At 47.2% G+C, this 23,465-nt stretch carries 26 protein-coding genes and 1 riboswitch; of the genes, 16 read left to right on the top strand and 10 right to left on the bottom strand.

Annotated elements, in window-relative coordinates; translation table 11 throughout:
* Positions 1-325 precede the first annotated feature (325 nt).
* Positions 326-862: a P-loop NTPase family protein gene (locus EKQ44_RS18995; RefSeq protein WP_237665125.1), complete on the top strand. Its 537-nt coding sequence runs from the start codon at positions 326-328 to the stop codon at positions 860-862.
* A 37-nt stretch (positions 863-899) separates the two neighbouring features.
* On the opposite strand, the gene EKQ44_RS18990 is transcribed toward EKQ44_RS18995, so the two are convergent.
* The 7 genes from EKQ44_RS18990 to EKQ44_RS18960 form a co-directional block, all read right to left on the bottom strand.
* Positions 900-1,676 (bottom strand): ABC transporter permease, encoded by a 777-nt coding sequence (locus EKQ44_RS18990; protein WP_237665124.1) that lies wholly within the window; start codon positions 1,674-1,676, stop codon positions 900-902.
* Complete coding sequence (locus EKQ44_RS18985; protein ID WP_237665123.1) at positions 1,673-2,569, bottom strand: ABC transporter ATP-binding protein; 897 nt, start codon at positions 2,567-2,569, stop codon at positions 1,673-1,675. The genes EKQ44_RS18990 and EKQ44_RS18985 overlap by 4 nt, the downstream gene beginning before the upstream one ends.
* A 13-nt stretch (positions 2,570-2,582) precedes the next feature.
* On the bottom strand, positions 2,583-2,774 hold the full coding sequence (locus EKQ44_RS18980; RefSeq protein ID WP_237665122.1) for a PLD nuclease N-terminal domain-containing protein: 192 nt from the start codon (positions 2,772-2,774) through the stop codon (positions 2,583-2,585).
* Positions 2,774-2,995: a transcriptional regulator gene (locus tag EKQ44_RS18975; RefSeq protein ID WP_237665121.1), complete on the bottom strand. Its 222-nt coding sequence runs from the start codon at positions 2,993-2,995 to the stop codon at positions 2,774-2,776. The genes EKQ44_RS18980 and EKQ44_RS18975 overlap by 1 nt, the downstream gene beginning before the upstream one ends.
* Positions 2,992-3,327, bottom strand: coding sequence for a YxlC family protein (locus tag EKQ44_RS18970; RefSeq protein WP_237665120.1), 336 nt, complete (start codon positions 3,325-3,327; stop codon positions 2,992-2,994). The genes EKQ44_RS18975 and EKQ44_RS18970 overlap by 4 nt, the downstream gene beginning before the upstream one ends.
* Entirely contained in the window at positions 3,320-3,859 is a 540-nt protein-coding gene (gene sigY / locus EKQ44_RS18965) for an RNA polymerase sigma factor SigY (RefSeq protein WP_237665119.1), read from the bottom strand. The genes EKQ44_RS18970 and sigY overlap by 8 nt, the downstream gene beginning before the upstream one ends.
* A gap of 219 nt (positions 3,860-4,078) precedes the next feature.
* Positions 4,079-4,564, bottom strand: a complete 486-nt coding sequence (locus EKQ44_RS18960) for an Hsp20/alpha crystallin family protein (RefSeq protein WP_237665118.1) — start codon at positions 4,562-4,564, stop codon at positions 4,079-4,081.
* 291 nt (positions 4,565-4,855) lie between these two features.
* On the opposite strand from EKQ44_RS18960, the gene EKQ44_RS18955 reads away from it, so the two are divergent.
* A complete protein-coding gene (locus tag EKQ44_RS18955) occupies positions 4,856-6,103 on the top strand; it encodes an MFS transporter (protein WP_237665117.1) in 1,248 nt (415 codons plus the stop codon).
* Between the two features lie 99 nt (positions 6,104-6,202).
* Here EKQ44_RS18955 and EKQ44_RS18950 read toward each other — a convergent pair whose 3' ends face one another.
* Entirely contained in the window at positions 6,203-7,741 is a 1,539-nt protein-coding gene (locus EKQ44_RS18950) for a glycine betaine uptake BCCT transporter (RefSeq protein ID WP_237665116.1), read from the bottom strand.
* Positions 7,742-7,954: 213 nt separating this feature from the next.
* On the opposite strand from EKQ44_RS18950, the gene EKQ44_RS18945 reads away from it, so the two are divergent.
* From EKQ44_RS18945 to purD, 14 genes are all read left to right on the top strand, one after another.
* On the top strand, positions 7,955-8,509 hold the full coding sequence (locus EKQ44_RS18945) for a DUF2179 domain-containing protein (RefSeq protein ID WP_237665137.1): 555 nt from the start codon (positions 7,955-7,957) through the stop codon (positions 8,507-8,509).
* Positions 8,473-8,679, top strand: coding sequence for an NETI motif-containing protein (locus tag EKQ44_RS18940; RefSeq protein ID WP_237665115.1), 207 nt, complete (start codon positions 8,473-8,475; stop codon positions 8,677-8,679). Before EKQ44_RS18945 ends, EKQ44_RS18940 begins: the two co-directional genes overlap by 37 nt.
* A gap of 104 nt (positions 8,680-8,783) precedes the next feature.
* Positions 8,784-8,886, top strand: a riboswitch (purine riboswitch).
* 443 nt (positions 8,887-9,329) lie between these two features.
* Complete coding sequence (gene purE, locus EKQ44_RS18935) at positions 9,330-9,818, top strand: 5-(carboxyamino)imidazole ribonucleotide mutase (RefSeq protein WP_237665114.1); 489 nt, start codon at positions 9,330-9,332, stop codon at positions 9,816-9,818.
* The gene (gene purK / locus EKQ44_RS18930) at positions 9,802-10,962 is read left to right on the top strand and encodes a 5-(carboxyamino)imidazole ribonucleotide synthase (protein ID WP_237665113.1); all 1,161 of its coding nucleotides are present in this window, start codon (positions 9,802-9,804) and stop codon (positions 10,960-10,962) included. The genes purE and purK overlap by 17 nt, the downstream gene beginning before the upstream one ends.
* Positions 10,959-12,251 (top strand): adenylosuccinate lyase, encoded by a 1,293-nt coding sequence (gene purB / locus EKQ44_RS18925; protein WP_237665112.1) that lies wholly within the window; start codon positions 10,959-10,961, stop codon positions 12,249-12,251. The genes purK and purB overlap by 4 nt, the downstream gene beginning before the upstream one ends.
* 365 nt (positions 12,252-12,616) lie before the next feature.
* Positions 12,617-13,342, top strand: coding sequence for a phosphoribosylaminoimidazolesuccinocarboxamide synthase (purC, locus tag EKQ44_RS18920; protein WP_237665111.1), 726 nt, complete (start codon positions 12,617-12,619; stop codon positions 13,340-13,342).
* Positions 13,335-13,589, top strand: a complete 255-nt coding sequence (gene purS / locus EKQ44_RS18915; protein ID WP_060664027.1) for a phosphoribosylformylglycinamidine synthase subunit PurS — start codon at positions 13,335-13,337, stop codon at positions 13,587-13,589. The genes purC and purS overlap by 8 nt, the downstream gene beginning before the upstream one ends.
* Positions 13,586-14,272: a phosphoribosylformylglycinamidine synthase subunit PurQ gene (gene purQ / locus EKQ44_RS18910; RefSeq protein WP_237665110.1), complete on the top strand. Its 687-nt coding sequence runs from the start codon at positions 13,586-13,588 to the stop codon at positions 14,270-14,272. Before purS ends, purQ begins: the two co-directional genes overlap by 4 nt.
* On the top strand, positions 14,256-16,478 hold the full coding sequence (gene purL, locus EKQ44_RS18905; protein ID WP_237665109.1) for a phosphoribosylformylglycinamidine synthase subunit PurL: 2,223 nt from the start codon (positions 14,256-14,258) through the stop codon (positions 16,476-16,478). Before purQ ends, purL begins: the two co-directional genes overlap by 17 nt.
* Complete coding sequence (gene purF, locus EKQ44_RS18900) at positions 16,463-17,878, top strand: amidophosphoribosyltransferase (RefSeq protein WP_237665108.1); 1,416 nt, start codon at positions 16,463-16,465, stop codon at positions 17,876-17,878. The genes purL and purF overlap by 16 nt, the downstream gene beginning before the upstream one ends.
* Before the next feature lie 288 nt (positions 17,879-18,166).
* The gene (gene purM / locus EKQ44_RS18895; RefSeq protein WP_237665107.1) at positions 18,167-19,207 is read left to right on the top strand and encodes a phosphoribosylformylglycinamidine cyclo-ligase; all 1,041 of its coding nucleotides are present in this window, start codon (positions 18,167-18,169) and stop codon (positions 19,205-19,207) included.
* Positions 19,204-19,794: a phosphoribosylglycinamide formyltransferase gene (gene purN, locus EKQ44_RS18890; RefSeq protein WP_237665106.1), complete on the top strand. Its 591-nt coding sequence runs from the start codon at positions 19,204-19,206 to the stop codon at positions 19,792-19,794. The genes purM and purN overlap by 4 nt, the downstream gene beginning before the upstream one ends.
* Positions 19,791-21,320 (top strand): bifunctional phosphoribosylaminoimidazolecarboxamide formyltransferase/IMP cyclohydrolase, encoded by a 1,530-nt coding sequence (purH, locus tag EKQ44_RS18885; protein ID WP_237665105.1) that lies wholly within the window; start codon positions 19,791-19,793, stop codon positions 21,318-21,320. Before purN ends, purH begins: the two co-directional genes overlap by 4 nt.
* Before the next feature lie 251 nt (positions 21,321-21,571).
* Positions 21,572-22,840 (top strand): phosphoribosylamine--glycine ligase, encoded by a 1,269-nt coding sequence (purD, locus tag EKQ44_RS18880; protein WP_237665104.1) that lies wholly within the window; start codon positions 21,572-21,574, stop codon positions 22,838-22,840.
* On the opposite strand, the gene EKQ44_RS21600 is transcribed toward purD, so the two are convergent.
* Both EKQ44_RS21600 and EKQ44_RS18875 read right to left on the bottom strand, forming a co-directional pair.
* Positions 22,815-22,919: an EYxxD motif small membrane protein gene (locus EKQ44_RS21600; RefSeq protein WP_331254675.1), complete on the bottom strand. Its 105-nt coding sequence runs from the start codon at positions 22,917-22,919 to the stop codon at positions 22,815-22,817. The two genes, purD and EKQ44_RS21600, sit on opposite strands and share 26 nt — an antisense overlap.
* A gap of 91 nt (positions 22,920-23,010) precedes the next feature.
* Positions 23,011-23,328, bottom strand: a complete 318-nt coding sequence (locus tag EKQ44_RS18875; RefSeq protein WP_237665103.1) for a YgaP family membrane protein — start codon at positions 23,326-23,328, stop codon at positions 23,011-23,013.
* Positions 23,329-23,465: the final 137 nt, after the last annotated feature.

The following is a 23,465-nucleotide window of genomic DNA, read 5'->3' as shown; positions in this document are numbered from 1 at the left end:
TAAATCTCCCGTTGAGATTGTCATTATCAAGGCTATAAAGACACTCTGGAGGTGGATCCTCCGTTAAGATTGTCATTATCAAAGCTATAAAGACAATCTGGCGCCAAATCCTCCGTTAAGATTGTCATTAACGAGGCTATAAAGACATTCTGGAGGTGAACTTCACGTTGAGATTGTCATCATCACTCCTATAAAGACAATCTGGAGATGGATTTCCCTTAGAAAATGTCTACATTATTTACATCTCTCTAGATTTTCCAGCACCAATCCTCTATACTAAGGAATCTAACTATAGAGCGTACTTAAAAAGGGAGGAAGTCTTTAGATGAAGCGTATCATGGTCATTGGTGCATCAGCAGGTGCAGGTAAGTCCACGTTTGCCACTAGGCTTGGAAAAGCATTAAACATAAATGTATTCCATTTGGATGCGTTCTTTTGGAAGCCAGGCTGGGTGGAGGCAAGCAAAGAGGAGTTCACACAAGCGCAGCAAGAAATGATTAAAAACAACAACTCTTGGATCGTGGAAGGGAACTATACGGCTACTTTTGACATAAGAGCAGAAAAAGCGGATACCATCATTTATTTGGAGCTTCCTCTAAGGGTTTGTTTGTATCGTGTGATAAAGAGGTGGCTGACTAACCTTGGAAAAAGGCGTCCTGATCTAGGCGGTGGGTGCACGGAGAGGATGGAGTGGGCTTTCATCAAGTTTATTATCACCACTTATCGTCCTAGGAAGAAAGCGATGAAGGAGCGGTTGGACTTTTATCAAGAAGACAAGTTGGTCGTAAGGTTAAAGGGGAAAGCGGCCATAGAATATTTTTTACAAGCGATAGAACAAACAAAGAGTAGCTCGGCTTCTTGAATGAAGGACCGATTGCTACTCTTTTTTTTCCACAAGGTTAAAACTGCTCGAATCTTTTAAAATTGAAGGTTGCCAATAGTAAAAGCAGCAGAGATAGGCAGAGTGTTGCAGTGATGACGAGTAAACCGTTTTCTAGTAGCTCTCCTTGCATGAGGATGGAGGTGGCGTGTTCACGAAGCTTTGCTGGGCTCCATTCCATAAATCTGGTGAAGAGGCCGGTTGAAACGGTTAATAGTGCTAGGAAAGAGATACTGACACCTGCAATGCCCCCTGTTGTACGGATCAGGGTACCGGCAAAGATTGTGACAGAGATGATCAAGACAACCCATAAGCTGTAGACGCCAAGGCTTGCCAGCATGATTTTCCAGTCAACTTTGTTGAAAAGTAGATTGGTATAGTACCAGGTTAAAAGATAGCTTAGTAGCAAGGATACAAGAGCGATGACGAGTTGTGCCGCCCATTTACTTAGAATGTATTGAAATGGAAGGACAGGGCGGGACATGACGAGTGTGAGTGTGCCATTTTGGCGTTCTAGTGAGATGGTACTCATGGTGGCCAGCACGAACAGTAGGGTGGCGAGCGTTCCGTATTGCCCAAGTGTTCCGGCAAGTACCTCTTCTCCTGAGGGGATCGGAATTTCGATGACCGTCCCTTCCGGTAGATTCCCTGCAGATTCGATGATTTGAGGCATATAGTAACTTGTAATGGGTTGGGATATGCCAATGATCATGATGACGATAGGAAGCCAAATCCACTTTCCATTGCGCATGCTTTCTTGCATTTCTTTTACAAATAACGTTATAAAGTTTTTCATTGGTTCATCACCTTCATATATGCGTCCTCTAGTGAATCTTGCACCTTCTCATAGTGTGATAGGGTGAGCTGTTTTTCAAGTAATCTAGTTACCAAAGCGTTACTTTGAAAGGTCGTTTCATCCACAAGAACAGTAGCTGTGTGATTGTCTATATAGTTGATGGATTCGATGTTTGGGAAGCCGTCCAGTTGGCCTGTTAGTGCCTCTTCTGTCTTGATTCTCAACGCAGAGGTTGTATGTTCGGACCTGAGGGAGTCCAGACTGCCGTCCCATTTTATTTCACCGTTTTTTAGCATGATCACGGTATCGCAGACCTGCTCGGCATCATGTAGGACATGGGTGGAAAAAAGAATCGTCATGCGATTTTTGAGCTGGGTAAGGATTTTTAGGACATCGCGTCTGCCGTCAGGATCGAGGGCGGAGACGGGTTCATCGAGAATTAGGAGCTCTGGGTCGTGTAAAAGGGCTTGAGCCAAGCCAAGACGCTGTTTCATACCGCCAGAGAAGCCCCCGATGCGTTTGTTCTTCACGTCAGTTAAGCTGACAAAATCAAGTGTTTCTTCGATTTTGCTTTTTAGTTGAGCCTTAGGAAGATGCGAGAGTTTGCCTGCGAACAGTAAATATTCCTTCGGTGTCATCCAGGTAAAGAAGGAAGGATGCTGTGGTAGGAATCCGATCTGGTGACGGTAGTCCTTTCCGTTGCTCTCAAAAAAACGGATCGTTCCGGATGTCGGGGTAAGGAGGCCGGCAAGCATCTGCAGGGAGGTCGTCTTCCCGGCGCCATTCGGACCGAGAAGCGCGACACAACTTCCTTTTTCTATTTGAAAAGAAATGCTTTTGACGGCTTGGTGCTGCTTGAATGTTTTTGTTAGGTTGCTGATTTCGAGTAACATGATCTGTCGCTCCCTAGTCGTTTTTTCGGCCGATGATGAAGTAAAGAATCGGTCCGATAGTGGTGATAAAAAGTATGATGAAAGCCCAGACCCATTTCGGTCCGTTGGTATGTTCCTGACGAGCGAGACTGATAAGGGCCGTGACCACTAATATCAATTGCAAGACGATCAGTGGTGCTGCTAGTGACCAGTTGATGTTTTCCATTATAATCCTCTCCTTTTTTGCCTTTTATGATGGGGGTAAAACACGAATATCAGATAGAACAGGGTAGGCAGTGGAAATTGAATCAATCCCCAGATGCCCCAGAACCACGCATAACTGCCTTTTTTCTTCGCGTCAATGAACAACAGGATGCTTTGTGTCAACAGGACAGGGATGAGCCACGGAAGAATGATGTATAGTTGGTCCAGTTTTTCCGGTGTCATGATAGGATGCTTCCTTCCTGTTTGGTTCTACTTTTATGCAAGGTATAAAAGATGATCGGTGCTACGATGAGTGCGGACACTTGGATGACGAAAAACAACATCGGTGCCTGGAACATGGCGGTGGTAAACGCTGCTAATAGGATGAGCGCGGTGATGACAAAGATGCCGAGCTCTTTTTGGAACGCTTTGCGTTTGGCTGCTTTGGCCATTTGAAGCTGTTCCTGCATCTGGTGGTTTGTAGGGATAGGAGGTGACCCTAGCTCATCTAATTGCTTCCAGTCATTGTGAAGCGTAGTTAGGAGGTCTTTGTCTCTATTGTTTTGTTTACTCATCGTGGTCCCACTCCTTTCTTAGCGTTTTGATTCCATTGTGGACTCTGGATTTAACCGTTCCTGTTCTGATTCCGAGCATGGTGCCGATTTCCTCATAGGTGTAGCCGTAATAATGCCTTAGTAAAATGGGTGTCCTCGTTTCTGGTGACAGCTGGTTGAAGTCCGAGAACGTATCGCTCCACTCCATGCCGTTTGATTTTGAACGGAAAGTAAGCTGCCTTGATAGGACATGGAACAGGCGGCTGGCCTTCTTCTTCTCGCGCTCTTTTTTCCGGATGGAGTCAATATAGAGCCTAGAGGCAATCGAGATCATCCAGGTGGAGAATTTCCCCTCTCCTTTGAAGGAGGAGAGATGGGTGTAGCACTTCATCATCGTTTCTTGGGCGAGGTCGCTGCTTGTTTCTTCATTTAGTGTAAGTTTGAGTAAATACTTATAAAGAAAAGAATAGTGCTTCTGAAATAGCTGCGTGAAGGCATCGTCGTCGCCTGTTATTGCCTCTTGTATAAGATAAATGTCCTCTTCCTGCTTCAAATCGATGCCTCCTTTCTTACTGTTTCTTATGCGTTTCCTTGTGTTCAACCATAAGACGCCGTGAGTATTTAAACCGTTCATTTAAATTTCATTTTTTTATTTTTTTTGGAGGTGTGGTGGAGGAGTGCTACCCCTTTCCCTTAACCTTCCTTAAAACCACATGAAAAAACCCCTTTGAGAAGGGGCTTTAAGGTTAAGCGATAGAGCCTAACTTATATATTATTCGACGTCGATGTTGAAATTCCTAGAGGGGTCTGACCCTCTATCATAATTTTTTCCACCCTTCACGTAAATCTGCCGCTTGGTGTCGCTGGTGATGTGGCGGTGGAGTTGGATGAGGAGGAGGCCGTTTTCGTAGGTGGCGTCGACTTTGTCGTCGCGGACTGGGAATGGCAGTTCGAAGGTGCGTTGGAAGTCACCTTGGGCGATTCCTTCTTCGATGAGTTCGTAGCCCTGGATATTGAGATTGATTTGACCTTTTACTTCAAGTTGCTGAGGGCGAATGAACAATTGTACTTGATCTGGGTTCACGAGGCCTGGCAGACACATGACACAGAGCAATTCATTTTCTTTTTTATAGAGGTTGGTTTGTGTTTGCATGTTTTCAAAGTATGGCTCAAATCCGTTCCAAAATTCGTCGCCAAAGAACTGATCCCACTGTTTGCGCCAGTCCCCCATATTCTTGAATTGATTAAAAGGCATCATCGGCCATCACGCTTCCTTTCCTTCTTGCATTTCACTTTGCCATTAGAATATGCAAAAGTGGGTGGGTAAGTGCCTAATCAACGCTTGGCAAAGTAGACTTGTATCTCCTTTTTATGTCGAAAAACACTTAAGCACAACCAAGGAAAAACATGGTATATTTTAAAACGGAGGTGTTTAATCATGTCAAAAAACTATACATGGATTTTAAACGAGAACACAGAGGGAACAATCATTAGCAAGTGACGACTGGCGTTTAAAACCGTGTTGTTGCTTGCTGGAAGGTAGGTAACAATGAACACATTGGAAACAAAGCATGTATATTACATCATGCATATGATCATTTCGCTTGCGAGCTCGATCATGTTTACGACATATGCGATCTATTATATTGAAGAATTGGGGCTAAATCCCCTTCAGTTGATTTTGATTGGAACGGCCATTGAATTGACCGTCATATTATTTGAAAGTATAACAGGAGTGGTGGCGGACACCTATAGCAGGAGATTATCGATCATCATTGCGACGTTCATCTTGGGGGCTGCCTTTATTTTCGAGGGAAGTATCCCTTACTTGAGCGGCAGTGCAGTGGTCGCAGGCGTGTTATCTGCGTTTGTCCTCTTACTCATTGCCGAGTTCATCCGGGGGATCGGGGAGACCTTCCTTAGCGGTGCAGACCAGGCGTGGCTGACCGATGAAGTAGGCGAAGGGGCGGTTGCGAAGATATTCGTCCGCGCCAATCAGCTTAGACTTATTGCAAGCCTGGTAGGGATCATCATCAGCGTTGCGCTTGCAAGCATTGCCCTGAACCTGCCTTATATGGTGGGTGGAGGTCTTTACATCTTACTGGGAGTCTTCCTATGTATGTTTATGAAGGAAAAGAACTTTGAGCGGGTGGAAGCTGCTGACGAAAAGCCGTGGAAGGCAATGTCCTCGACCTTTCTTTCAGGAATTGCCTTTATCAAAAACAAACCCGTACTTGTGATGCTGTTAGTGGTAACGGTCTTTATGGGAGCCACTTCAGAAGGCTTCGATCGTCTTTGGGAGGCACATCTACTGGAGGCCTTCACTTTTCCGAACATCGGGCAGCTGGATGCGGTCGTTTGGTTTGGGATCATTCATTTCGTCGGTACTTTAATCAGCATCGGTGCGATGGAATGGTATCAAAGAAAATTTGATGTGAATCAGCCAAAGGTGATCAGGTATAGCCTGTTCTATTTCACCATCGCACAAATTATTTTCATGATTTTCTTTGCGGTAACACCATATTTCTACTTGGCCATCTTTTGTTTCTGGATGCTCGGCATCATCGGCTCCATCACTGCCCCGATGTATCAGGCATGGCTGAACCAACAGCTTGAAAGTAAATCCCGGGCTACCGTCCTATCCATCATGGGCCAAGGAAACGCAGTCGGCCAAGGACTAGGAGGTCCATTCGTCGGCGTCATCGCCACCAGATACTACATCAGAACAGCACTCGTCCTTAGCGCTATTCTTTTGATACCGGCAGTTATTTTGTATGGTAAAGTGGTAAAGAAGTAAAAGGGGTCTGACCCTCACTCCGTTAAAGCGCTAAAACCCCCGCCTCAAAAAGGCGGGGGTTTCACATTTTCTTATCCTATCCCATTCTTTCTTTGTCCGTCAGTCCTTCTTATCGGGATGCACCGGCTTGGTGACGTTGACGAACTTTTCGCTCTTAAAGGACTTCATGAGCGAGAACACCATGAGTATCATGATGATGGCGAATGGGAAGGCGGCGATGATGGAAGCAGTTTGTAGCGCTTCGAGTCCACCTGTCCATAATAAAATCGCTGCTGCTGCCGATTGGATCAGCCCCCACACAAACTTGATGGAGTTTGGCGGATGCAGGCTACCATTGGTCGTTTGCATGCCAAGCACAAAGGTTGCTGAATCTGCTGAAGTGATGAAGAAGGTGCAGATCAGGAAAATGGCAAGCCCAGACATGATCATGCCAAGCGGGTAGTTTTGTAAAACGGAAAACAGAGCCACTTCCATGCCAGACTCGTTAATGACACTATATACCGGAACTCCTTCAAAATACTCAAGGAAAATCGCAGATCCTCCGAATACAGAGAACCATAATCCCCCGAAAATAGTCGGTACTAACAAAACTCCAAGCAAGAATTCACGGATTGTCCGTCCTTTAGAAATGCGGGCGATAAACGTCCCCACAAATGGTGCCCAGGCAATCCACCATGCCCAGTAGAAAATGGTCCAATCTTGAACCCAAGAATTATCCGCATCAAAAGGGAATAGGCGGAAACTCATGGATGGCAGATTTTGAATGTAGCTACCGATCGTTGTTGTGAATAGATCCATGATGAAGTTGGTTGGTCCCGCAAATAGCAAGAAGAACATCAACGAAATGGCAAGCACCACATTCAGGTTGCTCAAGTATTTAATCCCCTTGTTTAGCCCGGTCTGTGCAGATAACATAAACAGCACCGTTACCACTAAGATGACAAGCAGTTGGGTGGTGATATTGTTTGTGATAAACGGGGTGACGCTGGAAAGTCCACCGCTGATCTGGATCGCTCCAAGCCCAAGGGAAGTAGCAACACCAAAAATGGTAGCAAAAACCGCAATAAAGTTAATGAAAGTTCCTAAGTGGCCATCAACACGGTCCCCTAAAATTGGTCGCAAGATGGAGCTGATCACCCCTGGAGAGCCTTTTCTGAATTGGAAATACGCTAACGCAAGTGCAATGACAGAATAGATGGCCCAAGGATGCAGTCCCCAATGAAAAAATGAATAGCGCATTGCTACCCTGGCCGCTTCAGCCGTCTCCCCCGATCCGGTCGGTGGGGCGAAAAAATGATACATCGGCTCTGAAGCACCCCAAAATACTAATCCGATACCCATCCCGGCACTAAATAACATCGCAAACCATGTGATGTAATTGTACTCCGGCTCGTCCGTATCATTACCAAGTTTGATACGACCGAATTTGGTGAATATAAGAATAATACTAAATAACAGAAAGCCTGTAGCAGTTAAAAGGTAGAACCAGCCGAACTTATTGACTATAAAGCCTTGCACTGCTTCTGTTACAGGCTTAAGAGCGGCGTCGCCCAATATACTGGCGGGAATCACGCCCCAAATGATGAATAAGACAGCAACTATAATAGAAACAATAAATACAGGGGTTGTTTTCTTCATGTGTTTGTTTTCACTCCTCTAATGATTTCTCATCACTTCTTTCATAGGTTAAGTATTTGTTACAAAAACAGCAGCTATACCATCCTAACACTTCTGGGACTTTAGTCCAATTAATTTAGCTTAGGTGTTTACAGGTTATAGCACGTTCCATTAGAATTAGTTACTAGATTTGGCATCTAGGAGGCAGGTATTTTGCTTGAAAATAGTTTAGTTATGGTAGCAATCATCATCATTATCAATATTGTCTACGTTTCCTTTTTCACCATACGAATGATCTTGACGTTAAAGGGGCAGCGCTATCTTGCTGCGGGAATCAGCATGGTCGAGGTTGTCATCTATGTGGTAGGTCTCGGATTGGTGCTCGATAACCTCAATCAGATCCAGAATCTTGCCGCATACGCACTCGGATATGGAATCGGTGTAATCGTGGGGATGAAAATAGAGGAGAAGCTTGCGCTTGGTTATACCACGGTCAACGTAATCACAAAAGAGTACGACAAGGATTTACCGAAACTTTTACGTGAAAAAGGTTACGGGGTGACCAATTGGCAGGCAAACGGTCTGGAAGGCGACCGTATGGCGATGCAAATTTTAACGCCAAGAAAATATGAAGTGAGCCTTTATCATGCCATCAAAGAGCATGATCCCAAAGCATTCATCATCGCCTATGAACCGAAAACCATCCATGGCGGGTTCTGGGTAAAGGCTGTAAAGGAAAGGAAAATTAAAGAATGGGTAAAACGCCGCGAAAACGAAAATTCGAAGTGATGGAAAACGAAAGCATCAGTGATTGCTTGGATCGTATGGCAAAGGAAGGCTATATGCCATCCAGACGTATGGAAGAGCCGATATTTCAGGAAACCATCAAAAACGGCCATAAAGAAGTACATCCAATCGGCAGAAAAATAGTATTTGAAGGCAAGCTTATGGAAAAATAACACCAAAATACGAACGATAATCGACAAAAACAATCATATCGTTCATGATTATCGTTGACATCAATGAAATTAGACGGTAAGATAAACGTAGATGAACAGAAATAAAAAACGAATTAATGAATCCTCATATAATTTTGGGAATATGGCCCATAAGTCTCTACCCGACCGCCGTAAATTGGTCGGACTATGAGGGGAAGTTACCACCTTCTACGTTTTTTTTTCATGGCGAACAAGTTTGTTTACCCATGCGATGAAAGCCCAGATGGACTGCTTTCCCTCCTCAACAGGGATCAGTCCAAGCTGGGCTTTTCTGTTTTCTGTTGAACACAGCGGTTTCTTTCCGCAAATGGCTTCGCTTTCCGCGGGGCGACTTTGAGCCTCCTCGGCAAGCCTGCGGGGGTCTCAACATTGTCGCTACTCCCCGCTGGAGTCTTCGCCTTTTGCTCCAAGAAACAGTTAGGTACTATAGAATCCACCCTGTTGACTGAAGTGCAAGGTGTGAGACTCCTAAGGGAGATAGCGGTAGGTTGAGACCCCGCAACGGAGTGAGGAGGCTCAAGCACCGCCCCTAGGAAAGCGAACACCTGGAATGAAAGGAAACAGGGAGTTAAATGCGATACCACTTTAAACTTTAAAAGGGAGGCAACATAATGAACGCTTTAGTTGGAGTGATCATGGGAAGTACTTCCGATTGGGAAACAATGAAACACGCATGTGACATGCTTGACGAACTACATATACCATATGAAAAGAAAGTCGTATCCGCACACCGCACACCAGACCTCATGTTCACCTACGCAGAACAAGCAAGGGAACGAGGCCTTAAAGTCATCATCGCCGGAGCGGGCGGAGCAGCCCACCTGCCTGGAATGGTAGCAGCAAAAACCACCTTACCGGTAATCGGTGTGCCAGTCCAATCCAAAGCACTGAACGGCCTAGATTCCCTGCTCTCCATCGTCCAAATGCCAGGCGGGGTACCTGTCGCAACAGTTGCGATCGGAAAAGCGGGAGCGACAAACGCAGGACTCCTTGCGGCACAGATGATCGGCGCATATGACGGCAACACGGCAGAACGCCTGCAAGCACGACGAGACGCAACAGAACAACAAGTGATAGAAAGTAGTGATCAGCTTGTTTAATTTTAAAAATATCACCCCACCAGCAACCATCGGCATCATCGGCGGCGGACAGCTTGGACGGATGATGGCACTTTCCGCAAAAGCAATGGGATTTAAAATTGCAGTGCTTGACCCGACACCTGATTCCCCTTGCGGACAAGTGGCAGACATCGAAATCACCGCGGCATTCAGTGATATGGAAGCCATCAAGAAGCTTGCATCATTATCCGATGTCGTCACCTATGAGTTTGAAAACATCGATTATGAAGCGTTGACATGGCTGGAGGAAAACGCCTACTTGCCACAGGGTAGCGAGGTATTAAAAGTAACCCAACACCGTGCGACAGAAAAAAGAGCGATTGAAGCAGCAGGCCTTCAGGTTGCCCCTTTTATGGAAGTGACGACGAAGGAAGAGCTCAAGGAAGCCATTCAGAAAATCGGCTATCCAAGCGTTCTGAAAACATGCCGCTTCGGATATGATGGCAAAGGGCAGGTAGTATTGAAAGACGAAACAGCACTCGAACAGGCTGCAAAGCTCCTTGAACACGGCGAATGTGTCCTGGAAAAATGGATTCCTTTCGTAAAAGAAATATCCGTCGTGGTCGCACGTAGCACCAAAGGAGAAATCAAAGCATTCCCAGTAGGCGAAAACGAACACCGGGAAAATATTTTATATAAAACCATCGCTCCTGCAAGGGTCGATCAGATCCTGGAGATGAACGCCATCCAGAGCGCCATGACGTTGGCAAAGCACTTCAATCTAATCGGGACCCTGGCAGTCGAAATGTTCGTCCTTGAAGATGGAACCTTCTATATAAATGAACTGGCGCCAAGGCCGCATAACTCCGGACACTATACGATGGATGCATGCGAAAGCTCACAGTTCGAGCAGCACATCAGAGCGGTGACAGGGATGCCCCTTGGAAAAACGACCTTATGGAAGCCTGTTGTTATGGTTAATCTATTAGGGGAGCATGTGGACGCTGCAATCGAGCACATTCCACATTACGAAAATGCAAAGCTTCATCTATATGGCAAACATGAGAAAAAAGAGAAACGAAAAATGGGACATATCAACATTTTAGCTGATACAATAGAACAGGCTTTGGAGCAAGAGGCTTCCTGGCAGATATGGAACACAGTGGAACGGAGGATTTTAACATGATTGAACGTTATACAAGACCAGAGATGGGCGCGATTTGGACAGAGGAGAACCGTTTTCAGGCTTGGCTTGAAGTGGAAATCTTAGCTTGTGAAGCATGGGCAGAGCTTGGGGATATCCCGAAAGAAGACGTAAAGGTGCTTCGTGAAAAAGCATCATTCGATATCGAGCGCATCAAAGAGATCGAAGCGGAAACCCGCCATGATGTGGTTGCTTTTACAAGAGCGGTATCTGAAACATTGGGAGACGAGAAAAAGTGGGTGCACTATGGATTAACTTCCACAGATGTAGTCGACACAGCACTTTCCTACCAATTGAAACAGGCTAACGAGATTTTACTTGCTGACATCGAACGCTTTGTCACTATTTTAAAAGAAAAAGCGCAAGACCATAAATATACGGTCATGATGGGCCGTACGCACGGAGTACACGCAGAGCCGACAACATTCGGATTGAAGCTTGCTCTATGGTACGAAGAAATGAAACGTAACTTGGAGCGTTTCAAGCAGGCGGCAGAAGGCATCGAGTTCGGAAAAATCTCCGGAGCGGTTGGTACATATGCCAACATCAACCCGTTTGTAGAAGAGTATGTATGCGAAAAGTTAGGCTTGCAGCGCGCGCCAATCTCGACACAAACCCTGCAGCGTGACCGTCATGCCCACTACTTAAGCACACTGGCGTTGATTGCAACTTCCATCGAAAAGTTTGCAGTGGAAGTTCGCGGACTGCAAAAGAGTGAAACACGAGAAGTGGAAGAGTTCTTTGCAAAAGGTCAAAAAGGATCTTCTGCAATGCCGCATAAACGTAATCCAATCGGTTCGGAAAACATGACTGGCCTTGCACGTGTGATCCGCGGATACATGATGACAGCTTATGAGAATGTGCCACTATGGCATGAGCGCGATATCTCGCATTCTTCTGCAGAACGCATCATTCTACCAGACAGCACAATCGCCTTGAACTACATGTTGAACCGTTTTGGCAACATCATCAAAAACTTGACGGTGTTCCCGGAAAACATGAAGCGCAACATGGACCGCACATTGGGTCTAATCTACTCCCAGCGCGTGCTGCTTGCGTTGATCGACACTGGCCTGTCCCGTGAAGAAGCATATGACACGGTTCAACCAAAGGCGATGGAAGCTTGGGAGAAGCAAGTGCATTTCCGTGAGTTGGTGGAAGGTGAAGAGAAAATTACTTCCCGTCTAACACCGGCACAGATCGAGGACTGCTTCGACTACAACTACCACCTGCAGCATGTTGATACGATTTTTGACCGTTTAGGGCTATAAAAGTTGGTTGAACACCGCTGTTGATTTCCGCAAAAGACTTCGCTTTCCGCGGGGCGACCTTGAGCCCCCTCGGCAAGCCTGCGGGGTCTCAACATTGTCGCTACTCCCCCGCTGGAGTCTACGCCTTTTGCTCCAAGCAACAGCTAGGTTGTCTCATGATTTTCAAAAATTTAAATTGCATAAGATGTTTTCCCCTGTTCATTGAAGTGGAAGGCACGAGACTCCTGCGGGGGAGTAACGGTTGGTTGAGACCCCGCAACGAAGTGAGGAGGCTCAAGCACCGTCCCGCGGAAAGCGAGTGCCTGCAACGGAAATGAACAGGGAGTTAACGCAAAAACCCATCTCTTTTCATAGGAGGCAAACCCATGACCTTGCAAAAACAGGAACTACTATACGAGGGCAAAGCAAAACTGGTCTACTCGACAACCGACGAAAACATCGTTTGGATTCAATATAAAAACTCCGCCACCGCCTTTAACGGCGAAAAAAAAGCCGACATCACAGGAAAAGGCCGACTGAATAACGAGATTACAAGCTTACTATTTTCCATGCTCACAGAAGCCGGAATCGAAAATCACTTCATCGAGCGCAAGTCTGAAACAGAACAGCTTGTAAAAAAAGTCGATATCATTCCACTTGAAGTCGTGGTCCGCAACATCACAGCAGGCAGCATGGCGAAACGTCTTGGAATCGAAGAAGGCATCAAGCTCGAGCAACCTATCGTCGAGTTTTACTATAAAGATGACTCACTTGGTGATCCGCTCATCACAGAAGATCATGTTCAACTTTTGAAGCTTGCAACACCGGCAGAAGTGGATATTTTGAAGCATGTAGCGCGCAAGGTGAATGCGGTATTATCGGAATTTTTCGAAAAGAAGAATTTGAATTTAGTAGATTTCAAGCTTGAGTTTGGCAAAACGGAAGATGGCAGAATCATCTTGGCTGATGAGGTGTCACCGGATACTTGCCGCCTGTGGGATAAGGATACGAATGAAAAATTAGATAAAGATGTCTTCCGCAGAAACCTTGGAAGCCTGACAGATGCATACGAAAAAATACTGGCACGTATTGGAGGAGAGCAGCATGTATAAAGTGAAGGTATTCGTAACGTTAAGAGAGAGCGTATTAGATCCACAAGGGACAGCAGTGAAAAATTCGCTTCATAGTCTTTCTTATAAAGAGGTCGAGGAAGTTCGTATCGGAAAATTTTTAGAACTGACGATTGCGAAATCTGACCGTGACCTAGACGTGTTAGTAAAAGAAATGTGCGAACGCCTACTAGCAAATACAGTGATTGAAGACTTCCGTTATGAGGTGGAGGAGGTTGTTGGATCGTGAAATTTGCAGTCATCGTGTTTCCGGGCTCCAACTGTGATGTAGATATGTTCCACGCAATCAAAGACGAGCTTGGGGAAGAAGTCGATTATGTGTGGCATGATACAACGAACCTAGAGGAGTATGACGGGATTTTACTTCCAGGTGGATTTTCTTATGGGGATTACTTAAGATCTGGTGCGATTGCACGTTTTTCCAATGTGATGCTTGAGGTGCAAAAGGCTGCTGAAGCCGGTAAGCCGATCTTGGGCGTATGCAACGGGTTTCAAATTTTGCTGGAGTCAGGCCTTCTTCCAGGGGCAATGAGAAGAAACAAGAACTTGAAGTTCATGTGCCGTCCGGTGGAGTTAAAAGTGGTGAACAATGAGACGATGTTCACCTCGGGGTATGCAAAAGATGAGATCATCACCATCCCCATTGCGCATGGGGAAGGAAATTACTATTGTGATGAGAAAACCTTAGGGGAATTAGTAAGCAATGGGCAAATTGCTTTTTCCTATAATGGTGACAATCCAAATGGTAGTCTACATGATATTGCCGGGATTGTAAATGAAAAAGGAAATGTACTAGGTATGATGCCACACCCGGAAAGAGCGGTTTCTGAGCTGTTGGGCAGTGCAGATGGCCTTAAACTCTTTCAATCTATCGTTCGTAATTGGAGGGAATCACATGTCGTTACTTCTTGAGCCAAATCCAGAGATGATCAAAGCGGAAGGCATTTACCGTGAAATGGGACTGAGCGATGAAGAGTTCCTAATGGTAGAAAAAATTCTTGGGCGTTTGCCGAACTACACGGAAACCGGACTATTTTCGGTGATGTGGTCCGAGCATTGCAGCTACAAGAATTCCAAGCCGGTATTGCGTAAGTTCCCAATTGATGGACCAAAAGTGTTGCAAGGTCCCGGGGAAGGTGCGGGAATTGTGGACATTGGCGACAATCAGGCAGTGGTGTTCAAAATCGAGAGTCATAACCACCCATCCGCGATCGAGCCTTACCAAGGTGCGGCAACAGGTGTCGGTGGAATCATCCGCGATGTCTTTTCAATGGGCGCACGTCCAATCGCGTTATTGAATTCTCTGCGCTTTGGAGAACTGACAACTCCGCGCGTAAAATATTTGTTTGAAGAAGTGGTGGCAGGAATCGCAGGCTATGGTAACTGTGTGGGTATCCCGACAGTTGGCGGCGAGATCCAGTTCGACCCGGCATATGACGGCAACCCGCTCGTGAACGCGATGTGTGTGGGTCTGATCAATCATGAAGATATTAAAAAAGGGCAGGCAAAAGGTGTCGGCAATACCGTCATGTACGTGGGGGCAAAAACGGGACGTGACGGGATTCACGGGGCAACTTTTGCATCAGAAGAACTGTCCGAAGCGTCCGAAGAGAAACGTCCGGCGGTTCAAGTCGGAGATCCTTTTATGGAAAAATTATTGCTTGAAGCATGCTTGGAAATCGTGAAATGGGATGGCCTTGTTGGCATCCAAGACATGGGGGCAGCTGGTTTGACTAGCTCGTCTGCAGAAATGGCTTCTAAAGCAGGTTCTGGGATTGAAATGAACTTGGACCTTGTGCCACAGCGTGAAACAGGCATGACAGGTTATGAAATGATGCTTTCTGAATCCCAGGAGCGCATGCTGATCGTCGTAGAAGCGGGCCGTGAGCATGAGGCACATGAGATCGTTTCAAAATATGGCTTAGAAGCTGTATCGATTGGAAAAGTTACGGATGACAAAAAGCTGCGCCTTGTTCATAAAGGTGAAGTGATTGCAGATGTACCGGTCGATGCTTTGGCAGAAGAAGCACCTGTATACCATAAGCCTTCTACGGAACCTGCATATTATCGCGAGTTCCAGGAGATGGAGGTAGCGGTACCGGAAGTTGCGGACTATGAAGAGACATTAGTGGCCCTATTGAAGCAGCCGACCATCGCAAGCAAAGAGTGGGTCTATGACCAATATGATTATCAGGTTCGTACAAATACAGTGGTGGTGCCAGGTTCTGACGCGGCAGTTGTTCGTATCCGCGGAACGGAAAAAGCACTGGCGATGACAACCGACTGTAACTCTCGTTATCTTTATTTGGATCCGGAAGTCGGCGGGATGATCGCGGTGGCGGAAGCGGCTCGTAATGTTGTGTGTTCCGGTGCAAAGCCATTGGCGATCACAGACTGCTTGAATTTTGGTAATCCTGAAAAGCCGGAGATCTTCTGGCAAATCGAAAAAGCGACAGATGGTATGAGTGAAGCATGCCGCAAGCTGGAATCCCCGGTTATCGGCGGAAATGTATCTTTATATAACGAAACAAATGGCGTGGCAGTTTACCCGACACCTGTAGTCGGCATGGTCGGATTGATTGACGACTTGAAGCATGTGACGACTCAGGAGTTTAAAAACGAAGGCGATCTGATTTATGTGATCGGGGAGACTGCTTCCGAGTTTGGCGGAAGTGAGCTGCAGAAGCTGACGTACGGCAAGATTTTCGGGAAAGCACCTGCGATTGATTTGGATGTGGAAACTAGACGTCAGGATGAATTGTTGGCGGCAATCCGCGCTGGACTTGTGGCATCTGCCCATGATGTATCTGAAGGTGGAGTAGGTGTGGCTATGGCTGAGAGTGCAATGGGCGCTCGCGGACTTGGTGCTTCCGTGACGCTTAAGGGCGACATGACGTCTGCACTGTTCAGTGAAACCCAATCTCGCTTTGTTGTAACGGTTCGTCCTGAAAATCAAGAGGCATTTGAAGCAGCGGTTGCGGATGCCGGTTTTGTAGGAACGGTGACGGCCACTGGCAATCTTCATATCGAATCGGCATCACGTGAAGTCGCTATCCATATGTCTGTGGACGACCTTCGCGATGCTTGGAAAGGAGCCATTCCATGCTTGCTGAACTAAAGGGCTTGAATGAGGAATGTGGGGTGTTCGGGATCTGGGGACATCCCGAAGCGTCCCAGATTACCTATTACGGACTGCATAGCCTGCAGCACCGTGGCCAGGAAGGCGCAGGGATTGTTTCAACAGATGGAGAGAAGCTTGTCGCGGTTAAAGGGGAAGGCCTTGTGAATGAAGTGTTCGGAAACGGTAGATTGCAAGAGTTGGGGGCAGGCAAAGCGGCCATCGGCCATGTGCGCTATGCAACGGCAGGGGGCGGCGGCTATGAAAATGTCCAGCCCCTATTGTTCCACTCCCAAACTGGCAGTCTAGCACTTGCACACAACGGGAATCTGGTTAATGCGAATGCGTTGAAGCATCAGCTGGAGACGATGGGGAGTATTTTACAAACGACGTCTGATACGGAAGTCTTGGCCCATCTTATTAAAAGAAGCGGCTACACGTTGTTGAAGGATCGTGTGAAAAATGCGTTGTCGATGCTGAAGGGCGCCTATGCGTTTCTAATCATGACGGAGACGGAAATGATGGTGGCACTAGATCCGAATGGCTTGCGTCCACTGTCATTGGGTAAGTTGAATGACGCTTATGTGGTGGCGTCGGAAACCTGTGCGTTCGATGTGGTCGGAGCGGAATTCATCCGTGACATCGAGCCTGGGGAACTGTTGATCATCGACAATGGGGGCTTGCATTCTGAGCGATTTACTATGCATACCCAGCGTGCGATGTGCAGCATGGAGTATATTTATTTTTCGAGACCTGACAGCAACATAGATGGAATCAACGTGCATACGGCTCGTAAAAGCCTTGGCAAGCAGCTGGCGATGGAGTCCGCGGTGGATGCGGATGTGGTGACAGGTGTGCCGGATTCCAGTATCTCAGCGGCCATCGGTTACGCGGAGTTCTCCGGGATTCCTTATGAACTTGGATTGATCAAAAATAGATATGTGGGCCGTACATTTATCCAGCCATCCCAAGCATTGCGTGAACAGGGTGTGAAGATGAAGCTTTCTCCAGTCCGTGGGGTCGTGGAAGGCAAACGTGTCGTGATGGTGGATGACTCCATCGTGCGTGGGACTACGAGCAGACGAATTGTGAAGATGCTTCGTGACGCCGGGGCGACCGAGGTGCATGTGCGCATCAGTTCACCGCCGATCAAGAATCCTTGTTTTTACGGGATCGATACGTCTACGCATGAAGAATTGATTGCCTCTTCCCATTCTGTAGAGGAGATGCGTGAGATCATCGGTGCGGATTCGCTCGCATTTTTGAGCCCTGGTGGTATGGTCGAAGCGATTGATCGCCCGTTTGACGGGGAGACTCGCGGCCAGTGTATGGCGTGCTTTACCGGCAAGTACCCGACGGAAATTTTCCCGGACACGGTGCTGCCTCATGAGAAGTGCTAGGTTGAGAAGGTTTATAGCGGAAAAGTCACAATAGCGGCTGAAAAAGTCACAATCAGCATCAGAAAACTCACAATAACACCGCTAAAACTCACAATGACGCGTGAAAAACTCACAATAACGCCAAAAATAGTTGCAATAACGCAGAATTTCGAGCGAGACACCCTGGTGGAGTCTCCCTCAATGCATCGAGAAACCAAACATAATTACTTTTTTTAAAGAAAGCTTACAAAAAAGCGGCGGGATTCCAAAGATTCGTCGCTTTTCCATTGGAAGGGAGATACGACACATATGGCAAATGCATACAAGCAAGCGGGTGTAGATATAGAAGCGGGCTATGAAGCTGTAACGCGAATGAAAAAGCATGTGGCTAGAACGATGAGGCCTGAGGTGATGGGGGGACTAGGCGGATTTGGAGGCCTGTTTGACTTATCGGCAGTGAATGTAAAGAACCCGGTGCTCGTATCCGGTACGGATGGTGTCGGGACGAAACTGATGCTCGCTTTTCAGCTCGACAAGCATGACACCATCGGGGTGGATGCAGTTGCGATGTGTGTCAACGATGTCGTGGTTCAAGGCGCGGAGCCGCTATATTTTCTGGATTACATTGCATGCGGCAAAGCGGTGCCGGAACGAATCGAGGCCATCGTAAAAGGGATCGCGGATGGCTGCGAGCAGGCAGGGTGTGCATTGGTCGGCGGCGAAACGGCGGAAATGCCTGGTATGTACGACGACACAGAGTATGACCTGGCTGGATTTACGGTCGGTGTGGTAGAAAAAGAGCGCCTGATCAATGGCTCCAAAATAGAACCAGGAAACGTGCTGATCGGACTGAGCTCAAGCGGGATCCACAGCAACGGCTATTCTTTAGTACGAAAAATTGTATTTGAAAAAGGGAAACTCGACTTGGACACGAAGTACGAAGGATTAGGCCGCACACTTGGCGAAGAGCTTCTGACTCCGACGAAAATCTATGTAAAACCAATCCTTGAAGTTCTAAAAAAATTCGACATCAACGGAATGGCCCATATCACTGGCGGCGGATTTATCGAAAATATCCCGCGCATGCTTCCAGAAGGCCTGCAAGCGGAAGTGGATTATGGGACATGGCCGATCCCGCCGATCTTTGATCTTTTGCAAGAGGTGGGCGAGCTGAACCGCAAGGAAATGTTCAATATTTTCAACATGGGTATCGGCATGGTGCTTGCAATCAACGAAGAGATATTACCGGAAGTGGTACGTATCCTGGAAGCGAACGGGGAGAAGGCTTACCTGATTGGCCGCGTCAAAGAGGGAGAAGGAATCACGTTTGGCGGAGGAGAAATCCGATGACAACGAGAATCGCTATTTTCGCATCAGGGAGCGGTTCTAATTTTCAAGCGTTAACGGATGCTTGTCGAGCTGGAGAACTGGATGCCACTCCTGCACTGCTTGTCTGTGACAGGCCCGGGGCGTACGTGGTAGAACGTGCGACGGCAGCAGACATTCCTTATTTTGCATTTGCACCAAAAAGTTACAAGGATAAAGGGGAGTTTGAAGCGCACATCCTTCAGGAGCTAAATAGATATGAAGTCGATTTTATCGTCTTAGCAGGCTATATGCGCCTGATTGGCCCGACTTTGTTGAGTGCGTATAAAGGCAGGATCGTCAACATCCATCCATCCCTTTTGCCGGCATTCCCTGGCCTTGATGCGGTTGGTCAAGCGCTCCTGTATGGTGTTAAACTGACAGGGGTGACGATCCATTTTGTCGATGAAGGCATGGACACCGGTCCGATCATCGCCCAACAGGGGATCGAGGTCGAAGCGGACGACACCCGAGAAACATTAGAAAAGAAAATCCATCAAGTGGAACATACATTTTACCCAAAAACCTTACAACAACTTTTTTCAGTTAAAGGAGAGGCAACGATACGATGAGAGCATTAGTGAGTGTTTCCAATAAAGAGGGCATCGTCCCATTTGTACAACAATTAGTGGACCTGGGAGTGGAGGTCATTTCCACCGGCGGCACCAAAAAAGTGTTGCAGGAAAATGGTGTGAAGGTGATCGGCATTTCTGAGGTTACTGGATTCCCGGAAATCCTGGATGGCCGCGTAAAAACCTTACACCCGATGATTCACGGGGGATTATTGGCAATGCGTGACAACGAAAGCCATCAAGCACAATTAGAGGAGCACGGAATTACACCGATCGACTTGGTCGTGGTGAACCTCTACCCGTTCAAAGAAACGATCTCCAAAGCGGATTCCACATTTGAAGACGCCATCGAAAACATCGACATCGGCGGTCCGACGATGCTTCGTGCGGCAGCAAAAAACCATAAGGATGTTGCGGTGCTCGTGGATCCTACAGACTATGAAGGAGTAATCGCCGAGCTAAAAGAAAGCGGGAAGGTGGAAGTTGCAACTCGCCGTCGCCTTGCAGCAAAAGTGTTCCGTCATACAGCGGCATATGACGCGATGATCTCCAACTATTTGACAGAAGCGGTGGAAGAGAAACACCCTGAATCACTGACGGTAACGTTTGAGAAAAAACAGGGCCTTCGTTATGGAGAGAATCCGCACCAACAAGCGGCATTCTACGAGGCACCATTAGCATCCGAATTCTCGATTGCATCAGCTGAGCAGCTTCACGGAAAAGAATTATCCTACAACAACATCAATGATGCAGACACTGCCCTGCAAATTGTAAAAGAGTTCAAAGACCCTGCTGTAGTGGCTGTAAAACATATGAACCCGTGCGGTGTAGGTACTGGTGCGACAACGGTGGAAGCATACCGCCGAGCGTATGAAGCAGATCCGGTCTCCATTTTCGGCGGTATCATCGCTTTCAACACGGAAGTGGATAAAGAAACGGCAGAGCTATTGCACGAACTATTTTTAGAAATCGTCATCGCGCCATCCTTCAGTGAGGACGCTTTGACCGTATTGAAGCAGAAAAAGAACATCCGACTGTTAGTGGTCGACATGAATGGCCAAGATGATTTGCAATCCCGCATGGTTTCCGTTCGCGGAGGACTTTTGGTGCAGGATGAGGATCAGTTTGGCTTGGAAGATGCGAAGGTTACCGTTCCAACAAAGCGTGAGCCGACAGAACAGGAGTGGGCGGACCTGAAGCTTGCTTGGAAAGTCGTGAAGCATGTGAAATCCAATGCGATCGTTCTTGCGAAAGACAGTCAGACGGTCGGCGTCGGGGCAGGACAGATGAACCGTGTCGGTGCGGCGAAAATCGCCATTGAGCAGGCAGGAGAAAAAGCGGTCGGTTCCGCACTTGGATCTGATGCATTCTTCCCGATGAACGACACAGTCGAAGCAGCCGCAAAAGCCGGCGTGACAGCCATCATCCAGCCAGGCGGTTCCATCAAAGACGAAGACTCCATCAAAAAAGCCGACGAATACGGCATCACCATGGTATTCACGGGCATGAGACACTTTAAGCACTAAGGGACATTCTGTATGTGAAAATGAGATAAGCTCGTGATTAACCAGATTTCCCCTGTTGACTGAAGTGCAAGGTGAGAGACTCCGGCGGGAGGTAGCGGTAGACTTGAGACCCCACAGCGCAGCGAGGAGGCTCAAGCACCGCCCCGCGGAAAGCGAACACCTGGAACGAAAGGAAACAGGAGGTTAGCGCGATCCCAAGGTAGTTTTTATAATACAAATTCATACCCCACAACACGTCAGGAGGAAAACTCATGAAAGTATTGGTAATCGGAAAAGGCGGCCGCGAACACGCCATCGCCTGGAAATTCGCCCAAAGCCCATCCGTATCAGAAATCTTCATCGCTCCAGGGAATGTCGGCATGCAAGCAATTGGTAACCTTGTACCGATCCAAGAATCCGACACGGATGCTCTCGTCCATTTTGCAAAAGAAAACAATATCGACCTGACCATGGTGGGACCGGAAGTACCTCTATTGAATGGAATCGTCGATGCATTCCAGGCGGCGGGTCTCCAAGTATTCGGTCCAACCAAAGCTGCAGCGCTCATTGAAGGAAGCAAAGGCTTTGCCAAAGATCTAATGAAGAAATACGGCATCCCAACAGCTGGCTATGAAACGTTCACAGATTACGAGGAAGCAAGAGCATACATTGAAAGTAAGGGTGCACCGATCGTGCTGAAGGCGGATGGTCTAGCTGCTGGTAAAGGTGTTGTGGTAGCCATGACAGATGAAGAAGCATTGGATGCGGTGTATGAAATGATGGCGGAATCCAAGTTTGGGGAAGCTTCCTCTAAGCTTGTCGTAGAGGAGTTCCTTGATGGGGAGGAGTTCTCATTCATGGCTTTTGTCAACGGAGAAAAAGTGTATCCTATGGTCATCGCCCAGGATCATAAGCGTGCGTATGATGGGGACAAAGGACCGAACACAGGGGGAATGGGAGCTTACTCACCTGTACCTCAGATCTCAAATCGCGTAGTCGAAGAAGCGTTGGAGACGGTGTTGCTTCCGACGGCAAAAGCATTGGTCAAGGAAGGTCGCCCTTTCGTCGGTATCTTATATGCTGGCTTGATCCTGACAAAGCAAGGGCCAAAGGTAATCGAGTTCAATGCGCGCTTTGGAGACCCAGAGACGCAAGTAGTGTTGCCTAGATTGGAATCGGACTTGGCCGAAGTGCTGACAGGTGTCCTTCGTGGTGAAGAGTTGGAGCTTAAGTGGTCGGAAAAATCGGTGGTCGGAGTCGTGATGGCATCCATTGGGTATCCAGAAGCCTATGAAAATGGAGCGGTCATTGAAGGGGCAGATCTAATAGGGGAAGGTCTTGTCTTCCATGCCGGTACAGAAGGACAGGATGGTAAGCTATTGACAAACGGTGGCCGCGTACTGTTGGTTGCGGCACAAAGCGACAGCCTCGAAAAAGCTCAAAAAGCTGCCTATGAAGAACTGAGTAAAGTGAAGTGTGACAACCTTTTCTACCGGAGTGACATCGCCAACAAAGCTATTGCGTCCGGCGTTTCCTCTTAACAAACACATACAAAATGGCAACAATCCCACCAATGATCGTCGCCAACACAAACGACATATCCGTTAAATACTCAAGCATTTTTCATACCTCCTTATATAATTCTACCTGAGGGAACAAAATCCTTTGGGGGTCTGACCCCCAAAGGTGTTTTTTTCCTCTTTTTATTTTCTTAAGACGGATTAAAAGAATCAGCGCCACTGTCCGTGCTGCCTGCTTTGACTTCGAAGTCGTCGAAGTCGAAGTTGTAGTGGTTGTTTTCGCTGTTGTGGTCGTTGCGGTATTCTTGCAAGCGTTCGAAGCCTTGTGTCATCGGGCAGTAGCGCAGGATGCCTTCGGCGATTTTCATTCCTGCAAGGAGCGCAACAAACTTGTAGGAGTCGCGGTGTGGACGACGGACCATTTTGCTAGTGATCCAGGCCAATGTTGCAAAACCTGCTGTGATACGGATCATGGCATTGATGATGCTGATATTCGGTTTAACCTTCATAATGAATCCCTCCAAATTATTTAGATACTCGTCCTTAAGTTGATAAAATTTTCACATAATTATCAAGAACGATAATGCAAGCAAAACTTTGTTATGGTAACATGGTAAAAAGAGGTTATATCACAATAATTTTCGCG

This window comes from Sutcliffiella horikoshii, from assembly GCF_021991925.1.
GTDB lineage: Bacteria > Bacillota > Bacilli > Bacillales > Bacillaceae_I > Sutcliffiella_A > Sutcliffiella_A horikoshii_F.
Note: the sequence above shows the minus strand (reverse complement) of the source record. Positions and strands in the feature narration are given on the sequence as shown.

What these genes read in the sequence shown, in the direction of transcription:
- EKQ44_RS18995 (WP_237665125.1), top strand. Translation starts at nt 326, where the DNA reads ATGAAGCGTATCATGGTCATTGGTGCATCAGCAGGTGCAGGTAAGTCC.
- EKQ44_RS18990 (WP_237665124.1), bottom strand. Translation starts at nt 1,676, where the DNA reads ATGAAAAACTTTATAACGTTATTTGTAAAAGAAATGCAAGAAAGCATG.
- EKQ44_RS18985 (WP_237665123.1), bottom strand. Translation starts at nt 2,569, where the DNA reads ATGTTACTCGAAATCAGCAACCTAACAAAAACATTCAAGCAGCACCAA.
- EKQ44_RS18980 (WP_237665122.1), bottom strand. Translation starts at nt 2,774, where the DNA reads ATGGAAAACATCAACTGGTCACTAGCAGCACCACTGATCGTCTTGCAA.
- EKQ44_RS18975 (WP_237665121.1), bottom strand. Translation starts at nt 2,995, where the DNA reads ATGACACCGGAAAAACTGGACCAACTATACATCATTCTTCCGTGGCTC.
- EKQ44_RS18970 (WP_237665120.1), bottom strand. Translation starts at nt 3,327, where the DNA reads ATGAGTAAACAAAACAATAGAGACAAAGACCTCCTAACTACGCTTCAC.
- EKQ44_RS18960 (WP_237665118.1), bottom strand. Translation starts at nt 4,564, where the DNA reads ATGATGCCTTTTAATCAATTCAAGAATATGGGGGACTGGCGCAAACAG.
- EKQ44_RS18955 (WP_237665117.1), top strand. Translation starts at nt 4,856, where the DNA reads ATGAACACATTGGAAACAAAGCATGTATATTACATCATGCATATGATC.
- EKQ44_RS18950 (WP_237665116.1), bottom strand. Translation starts at nt 7,741, where the DNA reads ATGAAGAAAACAACCCCTGTATTTATTGTTTCTATTATAGTTGCTGTC.
- EKQ44_RS18945 (WP_237665137.1), top strand. Translation starts at nt 7,955, where the DNA reads ATGGTAGCAATCATCATCATTATCAATATTGTCTACGTTTCCTTTTTC.
- EKQ44_RS18940 (WP_237665115.1), top strand. Translation starts at nt 8,473, where the DNA reads ATGGGTAAAACGCCGCGAAAACGAAAATTCGAAGTGATGGAAAACGAA.
- purE (WP_237665114.1), top strand. Translation starts at nt 9,330, where the DNA reads ATGAACGCTTTAGTTGGAGTGATCATGGGAAGTACTTCCGATTGGGAA.
- purB (WP_237665112.1), top strand. Translation starts at nt 10,959, where the DNA reads ATGATTGAACGTTATACAAGACCAGAGATGGGCGCGATTTGGACAGAG.
- purC (WP_237665111.1), top strand. Translation starts at nt 12,617, where the DNA reads ATGACCTTGCAAAAACAGGAACTACTATACGAGGGCAAAGCAAAACTG.
- purS (WP_060664027.1), top strand. Translation starts at nt 13,335, where the DNA reads ATGTATAAAGTGAAGGTATTCGTAACGTTAAGAGAGAGCGTATTAGAT.
- purL (WP_237665109.1), top strand. Translation starts at nt 14,256, where the DNA reads ATGTCGTTACTTCTTGAGCCAAATCCAGAGATGATCAAAGCGGAAGGC.
- purF (WP_237665108.1), top strand. Translation starts at nt 16,463, where the DNA reads ATGCTTGCTGAACTAAAGGGCTTGAATGAGGAATGTGGGGTGTTCGGG.
- purM (WP_237665107.1), top strand. Translation starts at nt 18,167, where the DNA reads ATGGCAAATGCATACAAGCAAGCGGGTGTAGATATAGAAGCGGGCTAT.
- purN (WP_237665106.1), top strand. Translation starts at nt 19,204, where the DNA reads ATGACAACGAGAATCGCTATTTTCGCATCAGGGAGCGGTTCTAATTTT.
- purH (WP_237665105.1), top strand. Translation starts at nt 19,791, where the DNA reads ATGAGAGCATTAGTGAGTGTTTCCAATAAAGAGGGCATCGTCCCATTT.
- purD (WP_237665104.1), top strand. Translation starts at nt 21,572, where the DNA reads ATGAAAGTATTGGTAATCGGAAAAGGCGGCCGCGAACACGCCATCGCC.
- EKQ44_RS21600 (WP_331254675.1), bottom strand. Translation starts at nt 22,919, where the DNA reads ATGCTTGAGTATTTAACGGATATGTCGTTTGTGTTGGCGACGATCATT.
- EKQ44_RS18875 (WP_237665103.1), bottom strand. Translation starts at nt 23,328, where the DNA reads ATGAAGGTTAAACCGAATATCAGCATCATCAATGCCATGATCCGTATC.